The sequence below is a fragment of the Sphingobium sp. D43FB genome, from assembly GCF_002312805.1.
Classification (GTDB): Bacteria; Pseudomonadota; Alphaproteobacteria; order Sphingomonadales; family Sphingomonadaceae; genus Sphingobium.
Genome location: NZ_NMUA01000020.1, coordinates 66,285 through 78,574 on the forward strand (window position 1 = coordinate 66,285; position 12,290 = coordinate 78,574).

21 protein-coding genes and 1 pseudogene are annotated in these 12,290 nt (G+C 60.4%); 8 read left to right on the top strand and 14 right to left on the bottom strand.

Features of this window, described 5'->3' with window-relative positions:
* The first annotated feature begins 118 nt into the window (after nucleotides 1-118).
* Nucleotides 119-559, top strand: a complete 441-nt coding sequence (locus SxD43FB_RS16390; protein ID WP_096063097.1) for a cupin domain-containing protein — start codon at nucleotides 119-121, stop codon at nucleotides 557-559.
* Nucleotides 560-611: 52 nt separating this feature from the next.
* Nucleotides 612-947 carry a hypothetical protein gene (locus SxD43FB_RS24830; protein ID WP_141249524.1) on the top strand — a complete coding sequence of 112 codons (336 nt, stop codon included), beginning with the start codon at nucleotides 612-614 and terminating at the stop codon, nucleotides 945-947.
* 125 nt (nucleotides 948-1,072) lie between these two features.
* Here the strand turns inward: SxD43FB_RS24830 and SxD43FB_RS16395 are convergent, their stop codons facing one another.
* From SxD43FB_RS16395 to SxD43FB_RS25315, 4 genes are read right to left on the bottom strand one after another with little or no spacing between them, the layout of a single operon-like run.
* Entirely contained in the window at nucleotides 1,073-2,647 is a 1,575-nt protein-coding gene (locus SxD43FB_RS16395; RefSeq protein WP_096063098.1) for a recombinase family protein, read from the bottom strand.
* Entirely contained in the window at nucleotides 2,586-2,753 is a 168-nt protein-coding gene (locus SxD43FB_RS25310) for a hypothetical protein (RefSeq protein ID WP_176482813.1), read from the bottom strand. Before SxD43FB_RS25310 ends, SxD43FB_RS16395 begins: the two co-directional genes overlap by 62 nt.
* A 12-nt stretch (nucleotides 2,754-2,765) precedes the next feature.
* On the bottom strand, nucleotides 2,766-3,413 hold the full coding sequence (locus tag SxD43FB_RS16400; protein ID WP_096063099.1) for a hypothetical protein: 648 nt from the start codon (nucleotides 3,411-3,413) through the stop codon (nucleotides 2,766-2,768).
* Nucleotides 3,410-3,550, bottom strand: a complete 141-nt coding sequence (locus SxD43FB_RS25315; RefSeq protein ID WP_176482814.1) for a hypothetical protein — start codon at nucleotides 3,548-3,550, stop codon at nucleotides 3,410-3,412. The genes SxD43FB_RS16400 and SxD43FB_RS25315 overlap by 4 nt, the downstream gene beginning before the upstream one ends.
* A 41-nt stretch (nucleotides 3,551-3,591) precedes the next feature.
* On the opposite strand from SxD43FB_RS25315, the gene SxD43FB_RS25950 reads away from it, so the two are divergent.
* Entirely contained in the window at nucleotides 3,592-3,720 is a 129-nt protein-coding gene (locus SxD43FB_RS25950) for a hypothetical protein (RefSeq protein WP_255245762.1), read from the top strand.
* A 35-nt stretch (nucleotides 3,721-3,755) separates the two neighbouring features.
* Here SxD43FB_RS25950 and SxD43FB_RS16405 read toward each other — a convergent pair whose 3' ends face one another.
* From SxD43FB_RS16405 to SxD43FB_RS16425, 6 genes are all read right to left on the bottom strand, one after another.
* Nucleotides 3,756-3,998: a DUF2312 domain-containing protein gene (locus SxD43FB_RS16405; RefSeq protein WP_096063100.1), complete on the bottom strand. Its 243-nt coding sequence runs from the start codon at nucleotides 3,996-3,998 to the stop codon at nucleotides 3,756-3,758.
* Nucleotides 3,995-4,435: an acyl carrier protein gene (locus SxD43FB_RS16410; RefSeq protein ID WP_096063101.1), complete on the bottom strand. Its 441-nt coding sequence runs from the start codon at nucleotides 4,433-4,435 to the stop codon at nucleotides 3,995-3,997. The genes SxD43FB_RS16405 and SxD43FB_RS16410 overlap by 4 nt, the downstream gene beginning before the upstream one ends.
* Before the next feature lie 13 nt (nucleotides 4,436-4,448).
* Nucleotides 4,449-4,631, bottom strand: coding sequence for a hypothetical protein (locus SxD43FB_RS24835; RefSeq protein ID WP_141249525.1), 183 nt, complete (start codon nucleotides 4,629-4,631; stop codon nucleotides 4,449-4,451).
* A 122-nt stretch (nucleotides 4,632-4,753) separates the two neighbouring features.
* A complete protein-coding gene (locus SxD43FB_RS16415; protein WP_255245763.1) occupies nucleotides 4,754-5,089 on the bottom strand; it encodes an ogr/Delta-like zinc finger family protein in 336 nt (111 codons plus the stop codon).
* Nucleotides 5,086-5,580, bottom strand: coding sequence for a hypothetical protein (locus tag SxD43FB_RS16420; protein ID WP_096063102.1), 495 nt, complete (start codon nucleotides 5,578-5,580; stop codon nucleotides 5,086-5,088). Before SxD43FB_RS16420 ends, SxD43FB_RS16415 begins: the two co-directional genes overlap by 4 nt.
* Nucleotides 5,577-5,858, bottom strand: a complete 282-nt coding sequence (locus SxD43FB_RS16425) for a hypothetical protein (RefSeq protein ID WP_141249526.1) — start codon at nucleotides 5,856-5,858, stop codon at nucleotides 5,577-5,579. The genes SxD43FB_RS16420 and SxD43FB_RS16425 overlap by 4 nt, the downstream gene beginning before the upstream one ends.
* 86 nt (nucleotides 5,859-5,944) lie before the next feature.
* On the opposite strand from SxD43FB_RS16425, the gene SxD43FB_RS16430 reads away from it, so the two are divergent.
* Nucleotides 5,945-6,124, top strand: coding sequence for a hypothetical protein (locus SxD43FB_RS16430; protein WP_096063104.1), 180 nt, complete (start codon nucleotides 5,945-5,947; stop codon nucleotides 6,122-6,124).
* Here SxD43FB_RS16430 and SxD43FB_RS25320 read toward each other — a convergent pair.
* Together SxD43FB_RS25320 and SxD43FB_RS16435 are read right to left on the bottom strand one after the other, a co-directional pair.
* On the bottom strand, nucleotides 6,117-6,287 hold the full coding sequence (locus SxD43FB_RS25320; RefSeq protein WP_176482815.1) for a hypothetical protein: 171 nt from the start codon (nucleotides 6,285-6,287) through the stop codon (nucleotides 6,117-6,119). The genes SxD43FB_RS16430 and SxD43FB_RS25320 overlap by 8 nt on opposite strands.
* Entirely contained in the window at nucleotides 6,284-6,577 is a 294-nt protein-coding gene (locus SxD43FB_RS16435; RefSeq protein WP_096063105.1) for a hypothetical protein, read from the bottom strand. The genes SxD43FB_RS25320 and SxD43FB_RS16435 overlap by 4 nt, the downstream gene beginning before the upstream one ends.
* Here SxD43FB_RS16435 and SxD43FB_RS16440 point away from each other — a divergent pair.
* A complete protein-coding gene (locus SxD43FB_RS16440) occupies nucleotides 6,576-7,196 on the top strand; it encodes a hypothetical protein (RefSeq protein WP_141249527.1) in 621 nt (206 codons plus the stop codon). The two genes, SxD43FB_RS16435 and SxD43FB_RS16440, sit on opposite strands and share 2 nt — an antisense overlap.
* Nucleotides 7,197-7,712: 516 nt before the next feature.
* Nucleotides 7,713-9,116, top strand: a complete 1,404-nt coding sequence (locus tag SxD43FB_RS16445) for a restriction endonuclease (RefSeq protein WP_096063107.1) — start codon at nucleotides 7,713-7,715, stop codon at nucleotides 9,114-9,116.
* A 3-nt stretch (nucleotides 9,117-9,119) separates the two neighbouring features.
* Here the strand turns inward: SxD43FB_RS16445 and SxD43FB_RS16450 are convergent, their stop codons facing one another.
* Nucleotides 9,120-10,061: an IS110 family transposase gene (locus tag SxD43FB_RS16450; RefSeq protein WP_096063108.1), complete on the bottom strand. Its 942-nt coding sequence runs from the start codon at nucleotides 10,059-10,061 to the stop codon at nucleotides 9,120-9,122.
* A 298-nt stretch (nucleotides 10,062-10,359) separates the two neighbouring features.
* On the opposite strand from SxD43FB_RS16450, the gene SxD43FB_RS16455 reads away from it, so the two are divergent.
* Together SxD43FB_RS16455 and SxD43FB_RS16460 are read left to right on the top strand one after the other, a co-directional pair.
* Nucleotides 10,360-11,306, top strand: a protein-coding gene (locus tag SxD43FB_RS16455) for an IS630 family transposase (RefSeq protein ID WP_096063109.1) whose coding sequence is annotated in 2 segments (ribosomal slippage) — nucleotides 10,360-10,696 and nucleotides 10,696-11,306 — 948 coding nt in all. Because the reading frame shifts where the segments join, the coding sequence is not laid out codon by codon here.
* 183 nt (nucleotides 11,307-11,489) lie between these two features.
* Nucleotides 11,490-12,152 carry a hypothetical protein gene (locus SxD43FB_RS16460; protein ID WP_141249528.1) on the top strand — a complete coding sequence of 221 codons (663 nt, stop codon included), beginning with the start codon at nucleotides 11,490-11,492 and terminating at the stop codon, nucleotides 12,150-12,152.
* A 5-nt stretch (nucleotides 12,153-12,157) separates the two neighbouring features.
* Here SxD43FB_RS16460 and SxD43FB_RS16465 read toward each other — a convergent pair.
* Nucleotides 12,158-12,290, bottom strand: a pseudogene (locus SxD43FB_RS16465) (IS5/IS1182 family transposase); the annotation flags it as partial.

Genomic DNA, 12,290 nt, shown 5'->3' on the forward strand with positions numbered 1-12,290 from the left:
ATTCTCCTCCATTTGCGTGACTTGATGCTTGAACCCCTGCATATTGATCGAGGTTGCATTAACGTCTGACAACGACGTAAGCAGTTGTATTAAAATCGATAAAAGTTGAGGTAAGCCGATGCGCGCGGACGACGAACGGGATGGACGGGCGCTGATCGCCGCACTCGACCTGTCGCCCCACCCCGAAGGCGGCTGGTATCGCGAAACCTGGCGCGCTGCCGCTGGCCCTGGCGAACGCGCAGCGGGCACCGCTATCCTGTTCCTGCTGGAGGCCCATCAATCCTCCCATTGGCATAGGGTGGATGGGGACGAGCTTTGGTTCTGGCATGCCGGTGCGCCCTTATCGCTGTCCGTCGCGGCGGAGGGCGAACCGGCGCAGACGATTTCCCTCGGCCCGGATATCCTGGCTGGGCAGATGCCGCAGAGCAGGGTGCCCGCTTATCATTGGCAGGCGGCAGCACCGCAGGGCGGCTGGGCGCTGGTCAGTTGCACGGTGACCCCGGCCTTCGATTTCGCCGGTTTTACGCTGGCTCCGCTGGGCTGGGCACCGCCGCAATAGGGGCGGGGAAAACTTATCCACAGTTATCCACAGATTTGCGTGTGGCACCGTCATGATTCTGTCCGATTTCGCTTGGAACGACTCGGACGAGGTGAGACCATCTCTCTATCGGAACATGGAGAAATGGCGCGATCCATCTCATGAAATGCTGATTTATCAGTATTTTGCCTATGTGACTGATGGTCCGGCGATAGGGCAAGCCCGCAAGGGCGCAGCCAATGGCCGGGTCGGTCGTCAGGGCCGCTGCCGGGTACGCGCGAAAGTGAACGTCGGGCATCGGAACAGATACGACCAGCGACGGGAAAGCAGCCCTTGGCTCACCCCGAAGCACCCGATGCGGCAGTCTTTCTTTGGGAAGGCGGTCGGATCGCAAACGCCGGGCCGATGATCGCATCCCGCCAGGGACGCGGATCGCTTGACCCGACGGACGTGGGGATCGGCAGCAATGCCGGTCCCCATTTTTGGTCTGGGTCTGATCGGGCGGACAATGGTGCCGGATGAGTGGCTTGGACTTTAACAGGTGTCTGGGACGCGGTTTGCTAGGTTTATGATTTCGGCCATGCGGCCTTCTAGGCGGATATCTACGCCTCGGCCTTGATCCTTGGGGATCAGGACCAGGGCGTCGATCAGGGAGCGGATGGCGGCTATGGCCTGGGCGCGGGCGGGGCCGTCGGATGCCAGGGCGGCATCGAGGGTCATCACGTAGGCGCGGTAGCGGGAGCCGAGATCCGGGGATTGGGTGAGGGTGCTGCCCGTCGACAGGGCGTCGAGCTTGTCCTGGAGCGTTGCTAGTTCTTCGCGAGTGGAGCGCAGGCGGTCCTTGACCTCCTGAAATTCTCCTGCGCCGTCGGCGATGGCGTCGACCAGGCGGTTTGCGCGGGCCTTGCATTCTTCGATCTTGCGCTGGAGCGGGGCGCAGGATGTTTCCGCCTCCGCCAGCTTTCGCGCCATGCCTGCATTGTAGCGCTGAATGAAATGTTCGACGGCCTGGGTGTCGAGCATGATCGCCTGAAGCTGGCCCAGGACGCGCCGTTCATATTCGTTGGTCGAGATGGTGCGGGTGTTGGTGCAGTCGCCGCGCGATTTGACATTGGAGCAGCCCCAGCGGCTGACGCCCAGGACGATCCAGTTCGCGCCGCACAGGCCGCATTTGCCGAGGCCCGAGAGCAGCCGTTTGGGGCGGCGCTGCTTGTCGGCGGTGACGCCATCGAAGGTCGTATATTTGCGCTCGATCGCTTCCCAGGATGCGTCATCGATGATTCGCAGGTGGGGCACGTCAACATAGCGCCATTCGCCGGGCGGGTTCGATCGCACCACGCGCCGCCGGGTCTTGTGATGATAGACACGGTGCGTGCGATTATAGATCATCACACCGCGATAGAGGTGGTTGCGCAGGATGCCGTTGGCGCGGACGCGGTCGCCATGGAGCGTGCTGACACGCCATGGGCCGCCCCTGGGCGAAGGGATGCCTTCGGCATTGAGGCGTTTGACGATGGCATAAGCCGAGACGCCGGCCAGTGATTCGGCATAGATGCGGCGCACGATTTCGGCCTGTTCCTCGTCGATTTCGAGGATGCCGCGAATAATCTCTCCATCGGCGCCGATCGGTTTCACCACGCGGTAGCCGTAGGCGCGGCCCCCGGCATTGAAGCCGCGCCCGTGCTGCCCACGCTGGCCGCGTCGAACACGGTCGGCCAGATCCTTGAGATAGCGGGCGTCCATGAGCCCTTTGATTGCGCCGGTGATTTCATCGACGACGCCATCGGCCAGGGTGAAGAGGCGCGCGCCGTGATATTCGAGATGTTCCCGAACGGCGTGCGCGTCCCCCCCGTGGCGGGCGATGCGATCGGTCGCTTCGGCCAGCACCTGGTCAATGTCGCCGCGTTCGACGCGGGCCAGCATGGCGTTGAGGCCGGGGCGTTGCATTTCGCCGATGCCCGCCCGGCCGCTGATTTCATCGTCGGAAAAGGTCGCGACGACTTCCCACCCATCCTTTTCCGCGCGTTCGCGCAGGGTGGCGAGCTGGTCAGCGGTGGACTGTGCGTTCTGCAGGTCGCTGGAGTAGCGGGCGTAGAGGATCGTTCGCATCGGTCAGGCCTGCGCGCGCGTTTGCGAAGTCGCGATCGACCATGAGGTCGGCGAGAGCCTCGACAATCTGCGCGAGCGCAGGGTCCAATGTCTGGTGCTTGCCCATGAGCTGTCCTTTCTAGCCACGAGGGGAACTCTGTTTGCGGGGGGCGCGGGCCGGTTTGGCGCGCGGGGGTATCCAGTAGGTCGGGGCGAAATCATGGGTCGCGCGCTGCTTGTCCCAGACGATCCAGACATAATCGACCTTGCCATGGGCGAAGGCGGCCGTGCCCATGGCGGCGATCTGATCACCGGGGGGCATGGAGGGGCGTTCGCTAAGGATGTAGATTCCGCTGGGCATATGTTCGGCAAAGAGACGGAAGCGGCCCGCGCTGGCCAGCCACTTGATCGGGACTAGGGCACAGACCCTATGCGTCGCGATCGACAAGGCGCGGCGGATGCATTTTTCAGCCAGGCCTCGAACCATGCGGCCATCCTGAAAGGAGAAGGGCGGGTTCATCACGATCGACAGGCCGCGCATCGCTTCGAGCATGTGGATCTGATCACCGAGGAAATCGTGGCGGCCGAGGAAGCGCGGGCTGTTACCGCGTTCGAACAGGTCGGTGCCGAAGGCCGTCAGGCCACGGTCGGCCAGAGCGTCGGGGATGTGGCACAGGCCCGCGAACGGATCGAGATAGGTGACGTCCGGGTCCATGGCGAGGATGTCGCACAGGGCATGCGTCACCCATTGTTCCTCCACATACCAGTCCCAGGGGTGGCGGATCATCGCTTGTCTCCATTGGCGTTGGCCAAGGCCCAGGCGATGATGAAGGGGGTGGCGCAGAGGGTGGCGATGATGAGCAAGGCCCGGAGCAAGACCTTGGTCGGGAAGCGCGATGCGGGGCGGGGGGCGGGATGCTTCATCGGTCGTTCTTTCTGTCCAAGGCGGCCTGAAAATCCGCGCGGTGGGCGGTGCGCCATTCGGCGAGTTTCCGTTGGGCTTTGGCGTGGCCTTGCTCGGCCGCGCGCTGGCGGTCGCGGCGGGTGCATCGGGCAATGGCGGCGGCGGGGTGCATGGAGCGCTCCCGCTCTGACCGGCGGGGGCGCAGGTCGAGCGGGAGCTGTTCCATTATTCCATGCCCAGGGCGGCGAGGTAGGTTTGGAGGATCGCCTCCATTTCGCGCCGGTCATGGGGCGTCATTTTGCGCAGGCGGATGATCTGGCGCATCATCTTGGGATCGAAGCCGGTCCCTTTGCCTTCCAGATAGACATCGCGAATGTCGTCGCCGAGGCCCTTCTTTTCTTCCTCCAGGCGCTCGATCCGTTCGATCAGCAGGCGCAGGCGGTCGGCCGCCACTTCGCCGCCGCTCATGCGTGGATGCCGATCGAGGCGTGGTTGGTCTTGGCAAAGATCAGCCGGTTGAGATCGCCGATGGTGGCGATGGCGCTGGCTTCGTCATCCTCGATTTTGATGGCGAACAGATCCTCGCACTCGATGGCAATGGCGACGCGGTCCAGTTCGTCCGCGCCGATGTCGTCGGACAGGGAGGCGTCCATGTGGGCCAAGTGCCGATCATCGGTATTGGGGCGGATGCTGCGCAGGATGGCGCGGGTCGTTTCGTGGATCTGCGCCAGGGCGGCGGCGCGGGCCGCAGGTGCGCAATCGTCGCAGATGATGGCGGTGGTGGCGTTGCCGACGAGCAGGAGCCAGTCGGCGGGCAATTGCCGGGTCGGCGCGCGTTCGACCCGCGCGCAGTGGGAGCAGGCATGGTCGATGCTGTCGGGGAGGCGGACAGGGGCATGCATCATCGGGACAGTCCTTTCAGTTGAAAAGCGGGGGGAGGAAGCGGGCGGCGGCCAGCACCGCGGCGACGCCGATGCCGCACAGGCCGCCGTAGAGCAGGGGCGCGATGTCAGGATGGACGCGCGGCGCGCGGGGGCAGTGAGGGCAGCGGCAGGCGAGGGGGTGAATGCGCGGGGCAGCGGGGACGGAACGGGAGGCCATCGAATATCCTTTCCACTAATCGGGCGTGTTGCGGGCAAAGGGGGAGCGTTCCCGGCGGCGGGGGTGCGCCGGGTGCGTTGTTGCGGGCGGGGGGAAGGCGGGCCGGATGCCCGCCAGTGGCGTTAGCTGGTCACGTGAATCGCGGCGGCCGCGCCGGGCGGCCCATCATCATTGGCGGCGTCGTCATTGGCCGCAGGCCGCCAGGTCGTGATGGGGAGGGTGGCCAGCGGATTGGGCACCCGGCTGGACCGGGTGGTGCGCAAAGCCTCCATCCCCACCACGAATTGATGGCCGCAATCGACGACGTTGCGGCAGTGATAGTAAAGCTCCCGATAGAGGGTGGACGATTTGCCCGAATTGCGGGCGAAGGCCCGCTCTCCGCATGCCGGGCAGATGAAATGCGGCATGCGTGGCCGCCCTTCATCCGCCTGTGTCCTTTGCCCCAAATGCCCATTCATGTGCGGTCCCCCGGCTTTCTCCGACCGGCCCCATTGCCGGGCAGGAATGATCTTAGCCGGGCAATCAGGCGGCCGTTGGCGGCGTGACCCTGTTCGACTTCGGCGATGGCGTGATGAATGGCCGTTGGCGATACGCCCGGCTGGGTCAGGGCGAGGCTGGCGGCGAGGGCTTCAGCAGATTCGCGCGCGACGCGGGCAATGTCATCGATCAGGGCGATGCGACAGGCGGCAGGATTGGCCATGAGGGCCTCCATCTGGCGCAGGTAGCTGGCGAGGATCGGCGGCAGGCCTTCACCGCCCGCCTGAATATAGGCGTGGTCCAGGGCGAAGGCGTGGGCGAGGCTGGGCGTCGCATCCTGATCCCCCTCTCGCCAAAGTTGCAGCGTGCGTTTGGCGCGGCCGGTCACGCGGCGCGCAGCGGCAACGCCGATGACGGTCGTGACCTCATGGATGGCGAGGGCGAAGGACAAGGGGGCGCGGGTCTTTGTCATGCCGCCACCGCCATGGCACCGGCGAGGCGCCCCGCCGCGATGGCGATATGCGCCGACGCGGTGAGGGAGATGGGCTGATCCTTACGGACATTGCCCAGTTGATGCTGATGCCGGATCGCGGCCCACAGATCGCGCCGGGTGCAGCGCAGATGCGTTTCCAGTTCCGTCACGCTCATCGGCTGCTGCCGATCGAACAGGGCGTTGAGCATGGCGATTTCGATATGCTCGCGATGGGAAAATACTCTCCCCTTCTGCGTAGCTGGCAAAGCGATACTCATCACAAGACGCTTCCGCCGGAGAGGCTTGCGACCCCTCCGGCTTCGGCTATCGTGGCAGGTGCAAGACAACCACGAAGGGAATTACCATGCCCGATGAAGTTCGAATTTCGAATTTGCCTGACAGCGGCAGCAAGGAGCGTGTCGCCTACGATCTGCTCGAGAAAATTGCGGTGAAAGAAGCCGATGTCCGACCGAAGGACCGCAGCTACTGGCTTCAGCTGTATGCCGAATGCCTTAGCGTCGTTCATGGAAATAAGCCTAGCTGACATTGGCCGCCTCCAACGCCGCGTCGATGATTTGACGCGGCGTCCGGTCACTCTTTCCAGTCAGAAATTCGTAGAAATGTTGGCGCAGGGGCGGTTGCCCGGCCTGGACAGCCAGGCGGAGCGCCTCCAAGCGCAAGAATTCATCGGGGCTCAACTGGGTCATGCTGCGGCCTTTGGTTGCGCTTTGTCGCCGCGATGGCAGGCGACGTGGGGCGTGGAGAGAGATAGACCAAGGTCATCAACGGCGTCGGGCCGCCCCAGGGGGAAGACCACATGTTCGGCAGTGATCGGGATGTTTAGGGCCAGAGCGACGTCCAACACATGGGGCTGCTTTTCTGCCGGAATGCGTCCGACGGACTTCCAACCGTGAACCGTGCTGGGGCTTTCGCCCAGTGCTCGCGCCATCGGCCTTATTCCACCCCAAAGGGCGAACACTGATTCAACGTTGTTCATGGTGTTTCTGTTCGGACAAGCCGAACAACATGTCAACCCCTATTGGGTTGAGACATGTTCGGTTTTTCGAGTGATGTCGTGTTCAATGGAAAAGGTTGCCACTCGTCTTAAAAACTTGAGAAAATCAGCTGTGCCGCGTCTCACGGTGCGGGGAATGGCTGACGCGCTTGATATGCCGCTGGGTTCGTATGCGCGGTACGAGAGCGTTCACGACTACAAAAAGCCATTTTTGCCGATAGATTTTACCCGGAAAGTTGCCGCCGTCCTGGCTGGCCATGGCATCAATCCTACGGATGCCATGGCTCTCGCGGGACTCACCGAGTCGGAGGCAGAGCCGGAAGCCCGCGAGATTGAAGCCACGCGCCCGGCGATGCAGGTCATCTCGATGCAAGTCGTGCTGCCTAGTGAAGTCGCCCTGCGCGATATGTTCCGCAGCCTGCTCGTCCTGGTACCCGAAGGGGCGACGAAGGACGAAGCCGCCGCCATTCTTGCTCGGCGGCTGCCATCTGGGCTTGCAGCGATCGGACCTCTCGCGCTCGATCAAGCGTCGGTTGCGTCGCTTGCATCCGATGAAGCTGCTCAATCTCCCGCCACAGATCATCCCGAACCGCGACCATAGTCGCGCACCGAACGGTGCAGATTCCACATGAAAGCTCGCATCCTGGCGTCAGTCGGACAGCGGCTCCGCTCATCTCTGCGCTCCTTTGTTCCTGATTCGTTCTCCTTTTGAGTGATGAGAACAAAATAGGAAAGGGGCGGCAGGAAATTTCCTTGTGGAAAACCCCAAACAAGGAAAACCCCACCAGCGGGGGGGCTGGTGGGGCTGAAAAGGTTTATCGGACCGGCGGTGCGGGGGGGCGCAAGGGTTGCCGTCCGATGTGGTGTTAACGGTGGGGCGGTGAGAAGGTTCCGGTCTTGCGTTGTGCTACCGCTAAACGCCGAACGAGGACGTTGGACGGACTCAGCTTTGATCCTGAAAGCGGCGGTCTTCTTTCACCTTGATTCAAAAGATGGCTATCCCTTTCCGAGCCATCGATAGTCCCGCACAAATCTTTCGCGTGTCGCTCGTGCTTGCTCCCGGCTAGTCCACCTGCCAAGTTCAGAGAACAAGACTTCTTATAAAAGTGGGTAAGCAATGCCGCTCGAATATGTGATCGAAGTTTGCGTCGAGTCAGGGGCGTCGACAACCGCAAAAGGGGCAATCCTTGAGCGGTTCGTCGCGGCATTTCTGCACACACAGAATTTTGGGGTGACGTCCAATATTCGCGTCACTGGCATGGAAGTTGATCTCTTGGCACGGGATCGGAGCACTGGAGAGGAAATCATCGTCGAATGCAAAGCACATCGGAGCAACATCGCCGCCGATGTTATTACAAAATTACTTGGCAATGTAGATGTTCGCGATGTTCAGGCGGGCTGGCTTATTACCACCCACGCTCTAGGGAAAGACGCCAAAGGAATTGAAGTCGAGTGGGACAAGCGTTCCGTCGAGCGAAGACGCCGACTTCGCATATACTCTCCAGAGAAGTTGATAGATCGGCTAGAACGTGCTCGCGTTATTACTCCGGCCCCTCAATCCATTCCCCTAACGAGCCAATACAAAATTGGGGGTGAGGCTTATCTTATTTTGAGCGAACGCGGTTATTTTTGGGCGATACCCCTCATTGATGCCAAGAACGGCGTCACTGCGGCGGTAGACGTTTACAACGCTAAGGAAGGAACTCGTGTAACCTCCGAAGACCTTCTTACCTGGCTTTCGCAGCTTGATTCAAGCCTGGGGAATCTGGACTGGACACCAGTTGGAGGCGAAAGTCCTACTGCAGCGGCTTTGCGCGATGAACTCGATCACATAGTCGCCGTTCCTATGGCGGAACACTGGGCTGATTATCGGCCTTCCCGGCCTTCAGACTTCGTCGGACGCGAGACCATTCAGCGCGAAGTGTTTGAATTTTTCGATCGTGTACGTGCTGGCGAAACTAAGACGAGGTTACTTGCTTTAAAGGCACCTTCCGGTTGGGGGAAGAGCTCTAGCGTTCTAAAAATCGCGGACAGAGCTGGAAATAAACGCAATAAAGGCCGATACTTCGTCCACACGATTGATTCCCGTGCGGCACTTACCAGCCGGTTTCCCGAGTTGGCTGTGATTTCGGCCGTCCGGGCAGCGATCGCAGCGCAATTCGTGCAACCGAAACGGGCAGTCGAATTTGGTATCGCTGGCAACCTTTTGAGTACTTCCGGCACGGCCGAACTGCTTCACCTTCTCGCGGAGCAGGAAAAGGTGATCGTAGTGTTTTTTGATCAGTTTGAGGAGCTTCTTTACAAGGATGAGTTGGCTGACGTGTTCGATCAAATGCGTGTTATTTGCAACGCGATCGAGGCCGCCCAAGCTAACGTCATCATCGGCTTTTCATGGAAAACGGATGGAACAATCACAACCGAGCACGGAGCATATCACTTATGGCATGGTCTTGCAGACCGCCGTTTCGAGATTGACCTCCCTCCCTTCAGCGACAAGGAAGTGGCATTAGAGTATCCGTGATGGTCAAGCGGGAGATTGGAGCCAGAGTCGGTCTGCTTTGAGCAGAGCATTTGCGGTGACGATGAGTTTTCGCATGACGGCTGTGATGGCGATTTTGGCGGGTTTTCCGGCAGCGATGAGCTGCTGGTATTTGGCTTTGAGGTCTGGATTGAAGCGCGCGGCGACCAGGGCGGGCATGTAGAGGGCCTGGCGGACATTGGCCCTGCCGCCGCGGATGAAGCTCTTGCCTTTCCACTGGCCGGACTGTCGCGCGACGGGAGCAAGGCCAGCGAGCGAGGCGGCCTGCTTGTTATCGAGCGATCCGAGTTCGGGCATGGTGGCGATGATCTGGTTGGCGGTGAGTGTACCCAGACCGGCGATGCTGGTGAGGATGTCATGGCGCCGGGCGAGCTTTTCGTCAGCGGCGATGAGACTTGCGATTTCGGCATCGAGCGCATCGATGTGGCGGGCGATCTGTTCGAGCCGTTGGCTGCACTGGCGCTTGAGCAGCGTGACGGTGAGGTTCTTTTCGCGGTTCTTGAGCGCGGTACGATCGCGCACCAGGCCGTCGCGCGCGTTGACGAGTTCGGCCAGTTGGTTCTGCTGCGGGCTTCGGGCGGGCCTGACCGGGGGTTTCAGCGTCACCGCCATCCGTGCGAGCAGCCTGGCGTCGATGCGATCGGTCTTGGCGAGCGTGCCTGTCGCCTGAGCGAAGCGCCTTGCCCGTTCCGGGTTGAGCTTGACGCAGGGCATATGGCCGAGCGCGACCTCCAGCGCGCGGTGGTAGGTGCCGGTAGCCTCATAGGCGATCCGCTCGACCTCCCATTGCCCGACCCATGCGATCAGCGCCTTGTGACCCTTGGTGGTATTGGCGAACTGGCGCTCGATTCCGGCGGGATGGACATGGCAGTCCAACGTCGCTTTGGAGATGTCGATGCCGATGGTTTGTGGTAGGAGGTTGCTCATCTTTTTCGCTGTCCCATGCTTGTCATCCGGGCCTTAAAGCCCCGGTATCCGTTCGGGCCTGATGAAAAAGAAAGGGGCGATCCTACTCTAACCCGGTCCCTTCACGACCAGCGGTTTTGCGATCCGTCCCCTTCCGTCCGGTCCGGGGTGGCCACCCCGGACCGGACATCGCATCCTGACCCGAACGGACCACAAAGTCATAAGACAAGCGGTTTTCGACCGTTATGAATCGTTGAGGGATTTCCACGGGGCGTGATTTCTGATTCAGAGTCTGTGCTGGTGAAGGAGGCCAGCATGGATGGGCCAACCTCTATCGATGGATTTACGTAAGCGGCTTCTGGCGGCGATCGATGCCGGGATGAGTTGTCGTGCTGCGGCGGCTCGGTTTGGTGTAGCGCCCTCGACAGCGATCCGTTGGCAGGATCAGCGGCGTACGACCGGCAGCTTTGCTCCCAAGCCTCAAGGTGGCGATATGCGATCGCGCCGGATCGAGGAGCGGCAGGCTGAAATCCTCGCCATATGGGAAGCGCGCAAGGACATCTCGCTTGAAGAACTGCGGGCGGCGTTGATCGATCTGGGCCTGCACGTCTCGGTGGCCGGGCTTCACCGCTTCTTCGTTCGTCACGGTATGACGCGCAAAAAAAGACTGGCCATGCGATCGAGCAGGACCGCCCCGATGTCCTGAGCCAACGACATGACTGGTTCGATGGCCAGCTCGATCTTGACCCCGAACGGCTCGTGTTCATCGACGAGACCTGGACCGCGACCAACATGACCCGCAGCCATGGCCGCTGCGCCAGGGGCGAGCGCCTGCGGATGGGCTTCCCGCACGGCCACCGCAAGACGACCACGCTGGTTGCCGGATTGCGCATGACCGGAATGGTCGCGCCAATGGTGCTCGATGGCCCGATCAACGGCGACTGGTTCGAAGCCTATGTCACCCATGTTCTCGTGCCCGAACTACGGCTCGGCGACGTTGTCATTATGGACAACCTGTCGAGCCACAAGCGCGCATCGGTGCGCGAGCGGATCGAAGCGGCAGGCGCAACCTTGCGCTTCCTTCCGCCCTACAGCCCAGACTTCAATCCCATCGAGAAAGCCTTCTCCAAGCTCAAGGCCATGCTCAGGAAGATCGGCGAGCGCACGGTGAGCGGCCTCTGGGACCTCATCGGCAGGCTCGTGGATATCTTCCAGCCCAGAGAATGCGCCAACTACTTCAGCTCGTGCGGATATGATCCGGACTGATCGAAAAGCGCTCTAGCCATCAATCGCTTCGGCACCGAGATTGGTCAGCCTGTCTTACCTCAACTGCGTCGTTTGCTTCAGGACCACTGCCAGGGCTTTCCTTGGCTACTGAAAAAACTGTGCATCCATATACTTGAGCTAACACGCGCGGGATCAGATCAAAATGACGTGCTCAGCCGGAATTTGAGCATAGTTGATCTTTTCAAACGGGATCTTGAGGAACTCAATTCGGCCGAATCTTCCTGCATCCGTCAGGTTGCCACAGATTCTCCCGCCGAATTTTTTAAAGTATCTCAGAATTTCGGCGAGTCGACCGTTACAGGTCTGATAAATAAGAGATTGATCACGAGAAGCGGCACACGCTTATCTATCTATTGGGACATTTTCCGCGATTACATTATGAATGGAAAAATACCTTATATACCAATCACATATATTCCCCAGGCCCAATTGCAGTCTTACGTAAGAGCGTTGGATTGCCTTTTGGGGCACGATGAGATGACATACGAGATGTTGGGGAATCAACTGAACCTGAGTCCCGGTGCTACTGATAACCTAGTTAGAGATCTCGTTAATCTTGGTCACGTGGAAGCGAACCGTAAGGACGCGATAATTCGCCCGCTTTTTACAACGTCGGAGCAGGCCTTTAGTACTGCATTCAGTTTCTGGCGGTCGCATGAAATAATTAAGTTGCTCGGCACCGAAATGGTGCCAGGTCGCCGATTTTCCGAACAAATCTATTCGCGTTTGTTTCATAGCATGTTGGGCCGTAGCGATTTTAGTCCTAAGACTTTGGATGGGCTTTGTTGCATAACTCCTGATAGGTTTGCTGCGGGCTTTATTTGAGATTACTACGCGACGCGGACAGTATTTGGTGTGCCGATTTGCGAGAAGCGATTGAGGATTGCAGCACGGACTTTGAGCTCGGTTATCTGACGCTCGAAGGTGCGGGCCATGACGCGCTGACCAAGCAGCTTGAAGCAG

Excerpts from the sequence above, each read along its gene's own strand:
- SxD43FB_RS16390 (WP_096063097.1), top strand. The coding sequence starts at position 119 with ATGCGCGCGGACGACGAACGGGATGGACGGGCGCTGATCGCCGCACTC.
- SxD43FB_RS24830 (WP_141249524.1), top strand. The coding sequence starts at position 612 with ATGATTCTGTCCGATTTCGCTTGGAACGACTCGGACGAGGTGAGACCA.
- SxD43FB_RS16395 (WP_096063098.1), bottom strand. The coding sequence starts at position 2,647 with ATGCGAACGATCCTCTACGCCCGCTACTCCAGCGACCTGCAGAACGCA.
- SxD43FB_RS25310 (WP_176482813.1), bottom strand. The coding sequence starts at position 2,753 with ATGGGCAAGCACCAGACATTGGACCCTGCGCTCGCGCAGATTGTCGAG.
- SxD43FB_RS16400 (WP_096063099.1), bottom strand. The coding sequence starts at position 3,413 with ATGATCCGCCACCCCTGGGACTGGTATGTGGAGGAACAATGGGTGACG.
- SxD43FB_RS25315 (WP_176482814.1), bottom strand. The coding sequence starts at position 3,550 with ATGAAGCATCCCGCCCCCCGCCCCGCATCGCGCTTCCCGACCAAGGTC.
- SxD43FB_RS16405 (WP_096063100.1), bottom strand. The coding sequence starts at position 3,998 with ATGAGCGGCGGCGAAGTGGCGGCCGACCGCCTGCGCCTGCTGATCGAA.
- SxD43FB_RS16410 (WP_096063101.1), bottom strand. The coding sequence starts at position 4,435 with ATGATGCATGCCCCTGTCCGCCTCCCCGACAGCATCGACCATGCCTGC.
- SxD43FB_RS24835 (WP_141249525.1), bottom strand. The coding sequence starts at position 4,631 with ATGGCCTCCCGTTCCGTCCCCGCTGCCCCGCGCATTCACCCCCTCGCC.
- SxD43FB_RS16415 (WP_255245763.1), bottom strand. The coding sequence starts at position 5,089 with ATGAATGGGCATTTGGGGCAAAGGACACAGGCGGATGAAGGGCGGCCA.
- SxD43FB_RS16420 (WP_096063102.1), bottom strand. The coding sequence starts at position 5,580 with ATGACAAAGACCCGCGCCCCCTTGTCCTTCGCCCTCGCCATCCATGAG.
- SxD43FB_RS16425 (WP_141249526.1), bottom strand. The coding sequence starts at position 5,858 with ATGAGTATCGCTTTGCCAGCTACGCAGAAGGGGAGAGTATTTTCCCAT.
- SxD43FB_RS16430 (WP_096063104.1), top strand. The coding sequence starts at position 5,945 with ATGCCCGATGAAGTTCGAATTTCGAATTTGCCTGACAGCGGCAGCAAG.
- SxD43FB_RS25320 (WP_176482815.1), bottom strand. The coding sequence starts at position 6,287 with ATGACCCAGTTGAGCCCCGATGAATTCTTGCGCTTGGAGGCGCTCCGC.
- SxD43FB_RS16440 (WP_141249527.1), top strand. The coding sequence starts at position 6,576 with ATGGTGTTTCTGTTCGGACAAGCCGAACAACATGTCAACCCCTATTGG.
- SxD43FB_RS16435 (WP_096063105.1), bottom strand. The coding sequence starts at position 6,577 with ATGAACAACGTTGAATCAGTGTTCGCCCTTTGGGGTGGAATAAGGCCG.
- SxD43FB_RS16445 (WP_096063107.1), top strand. The coding sequence starts at position 7,713 with ATGCCGCTCGAATATGTGATCGAAGTTTGCGTCGAGTCAGGGGCGTCG.
- SxD43FB_RS16450 (WP_096063108.1), bottom strand. The coding sequence starts at position 10,061 with ATGAGCAACCTCCTACCACAAACCATCGGCATCGACATCTCCAAAGCG.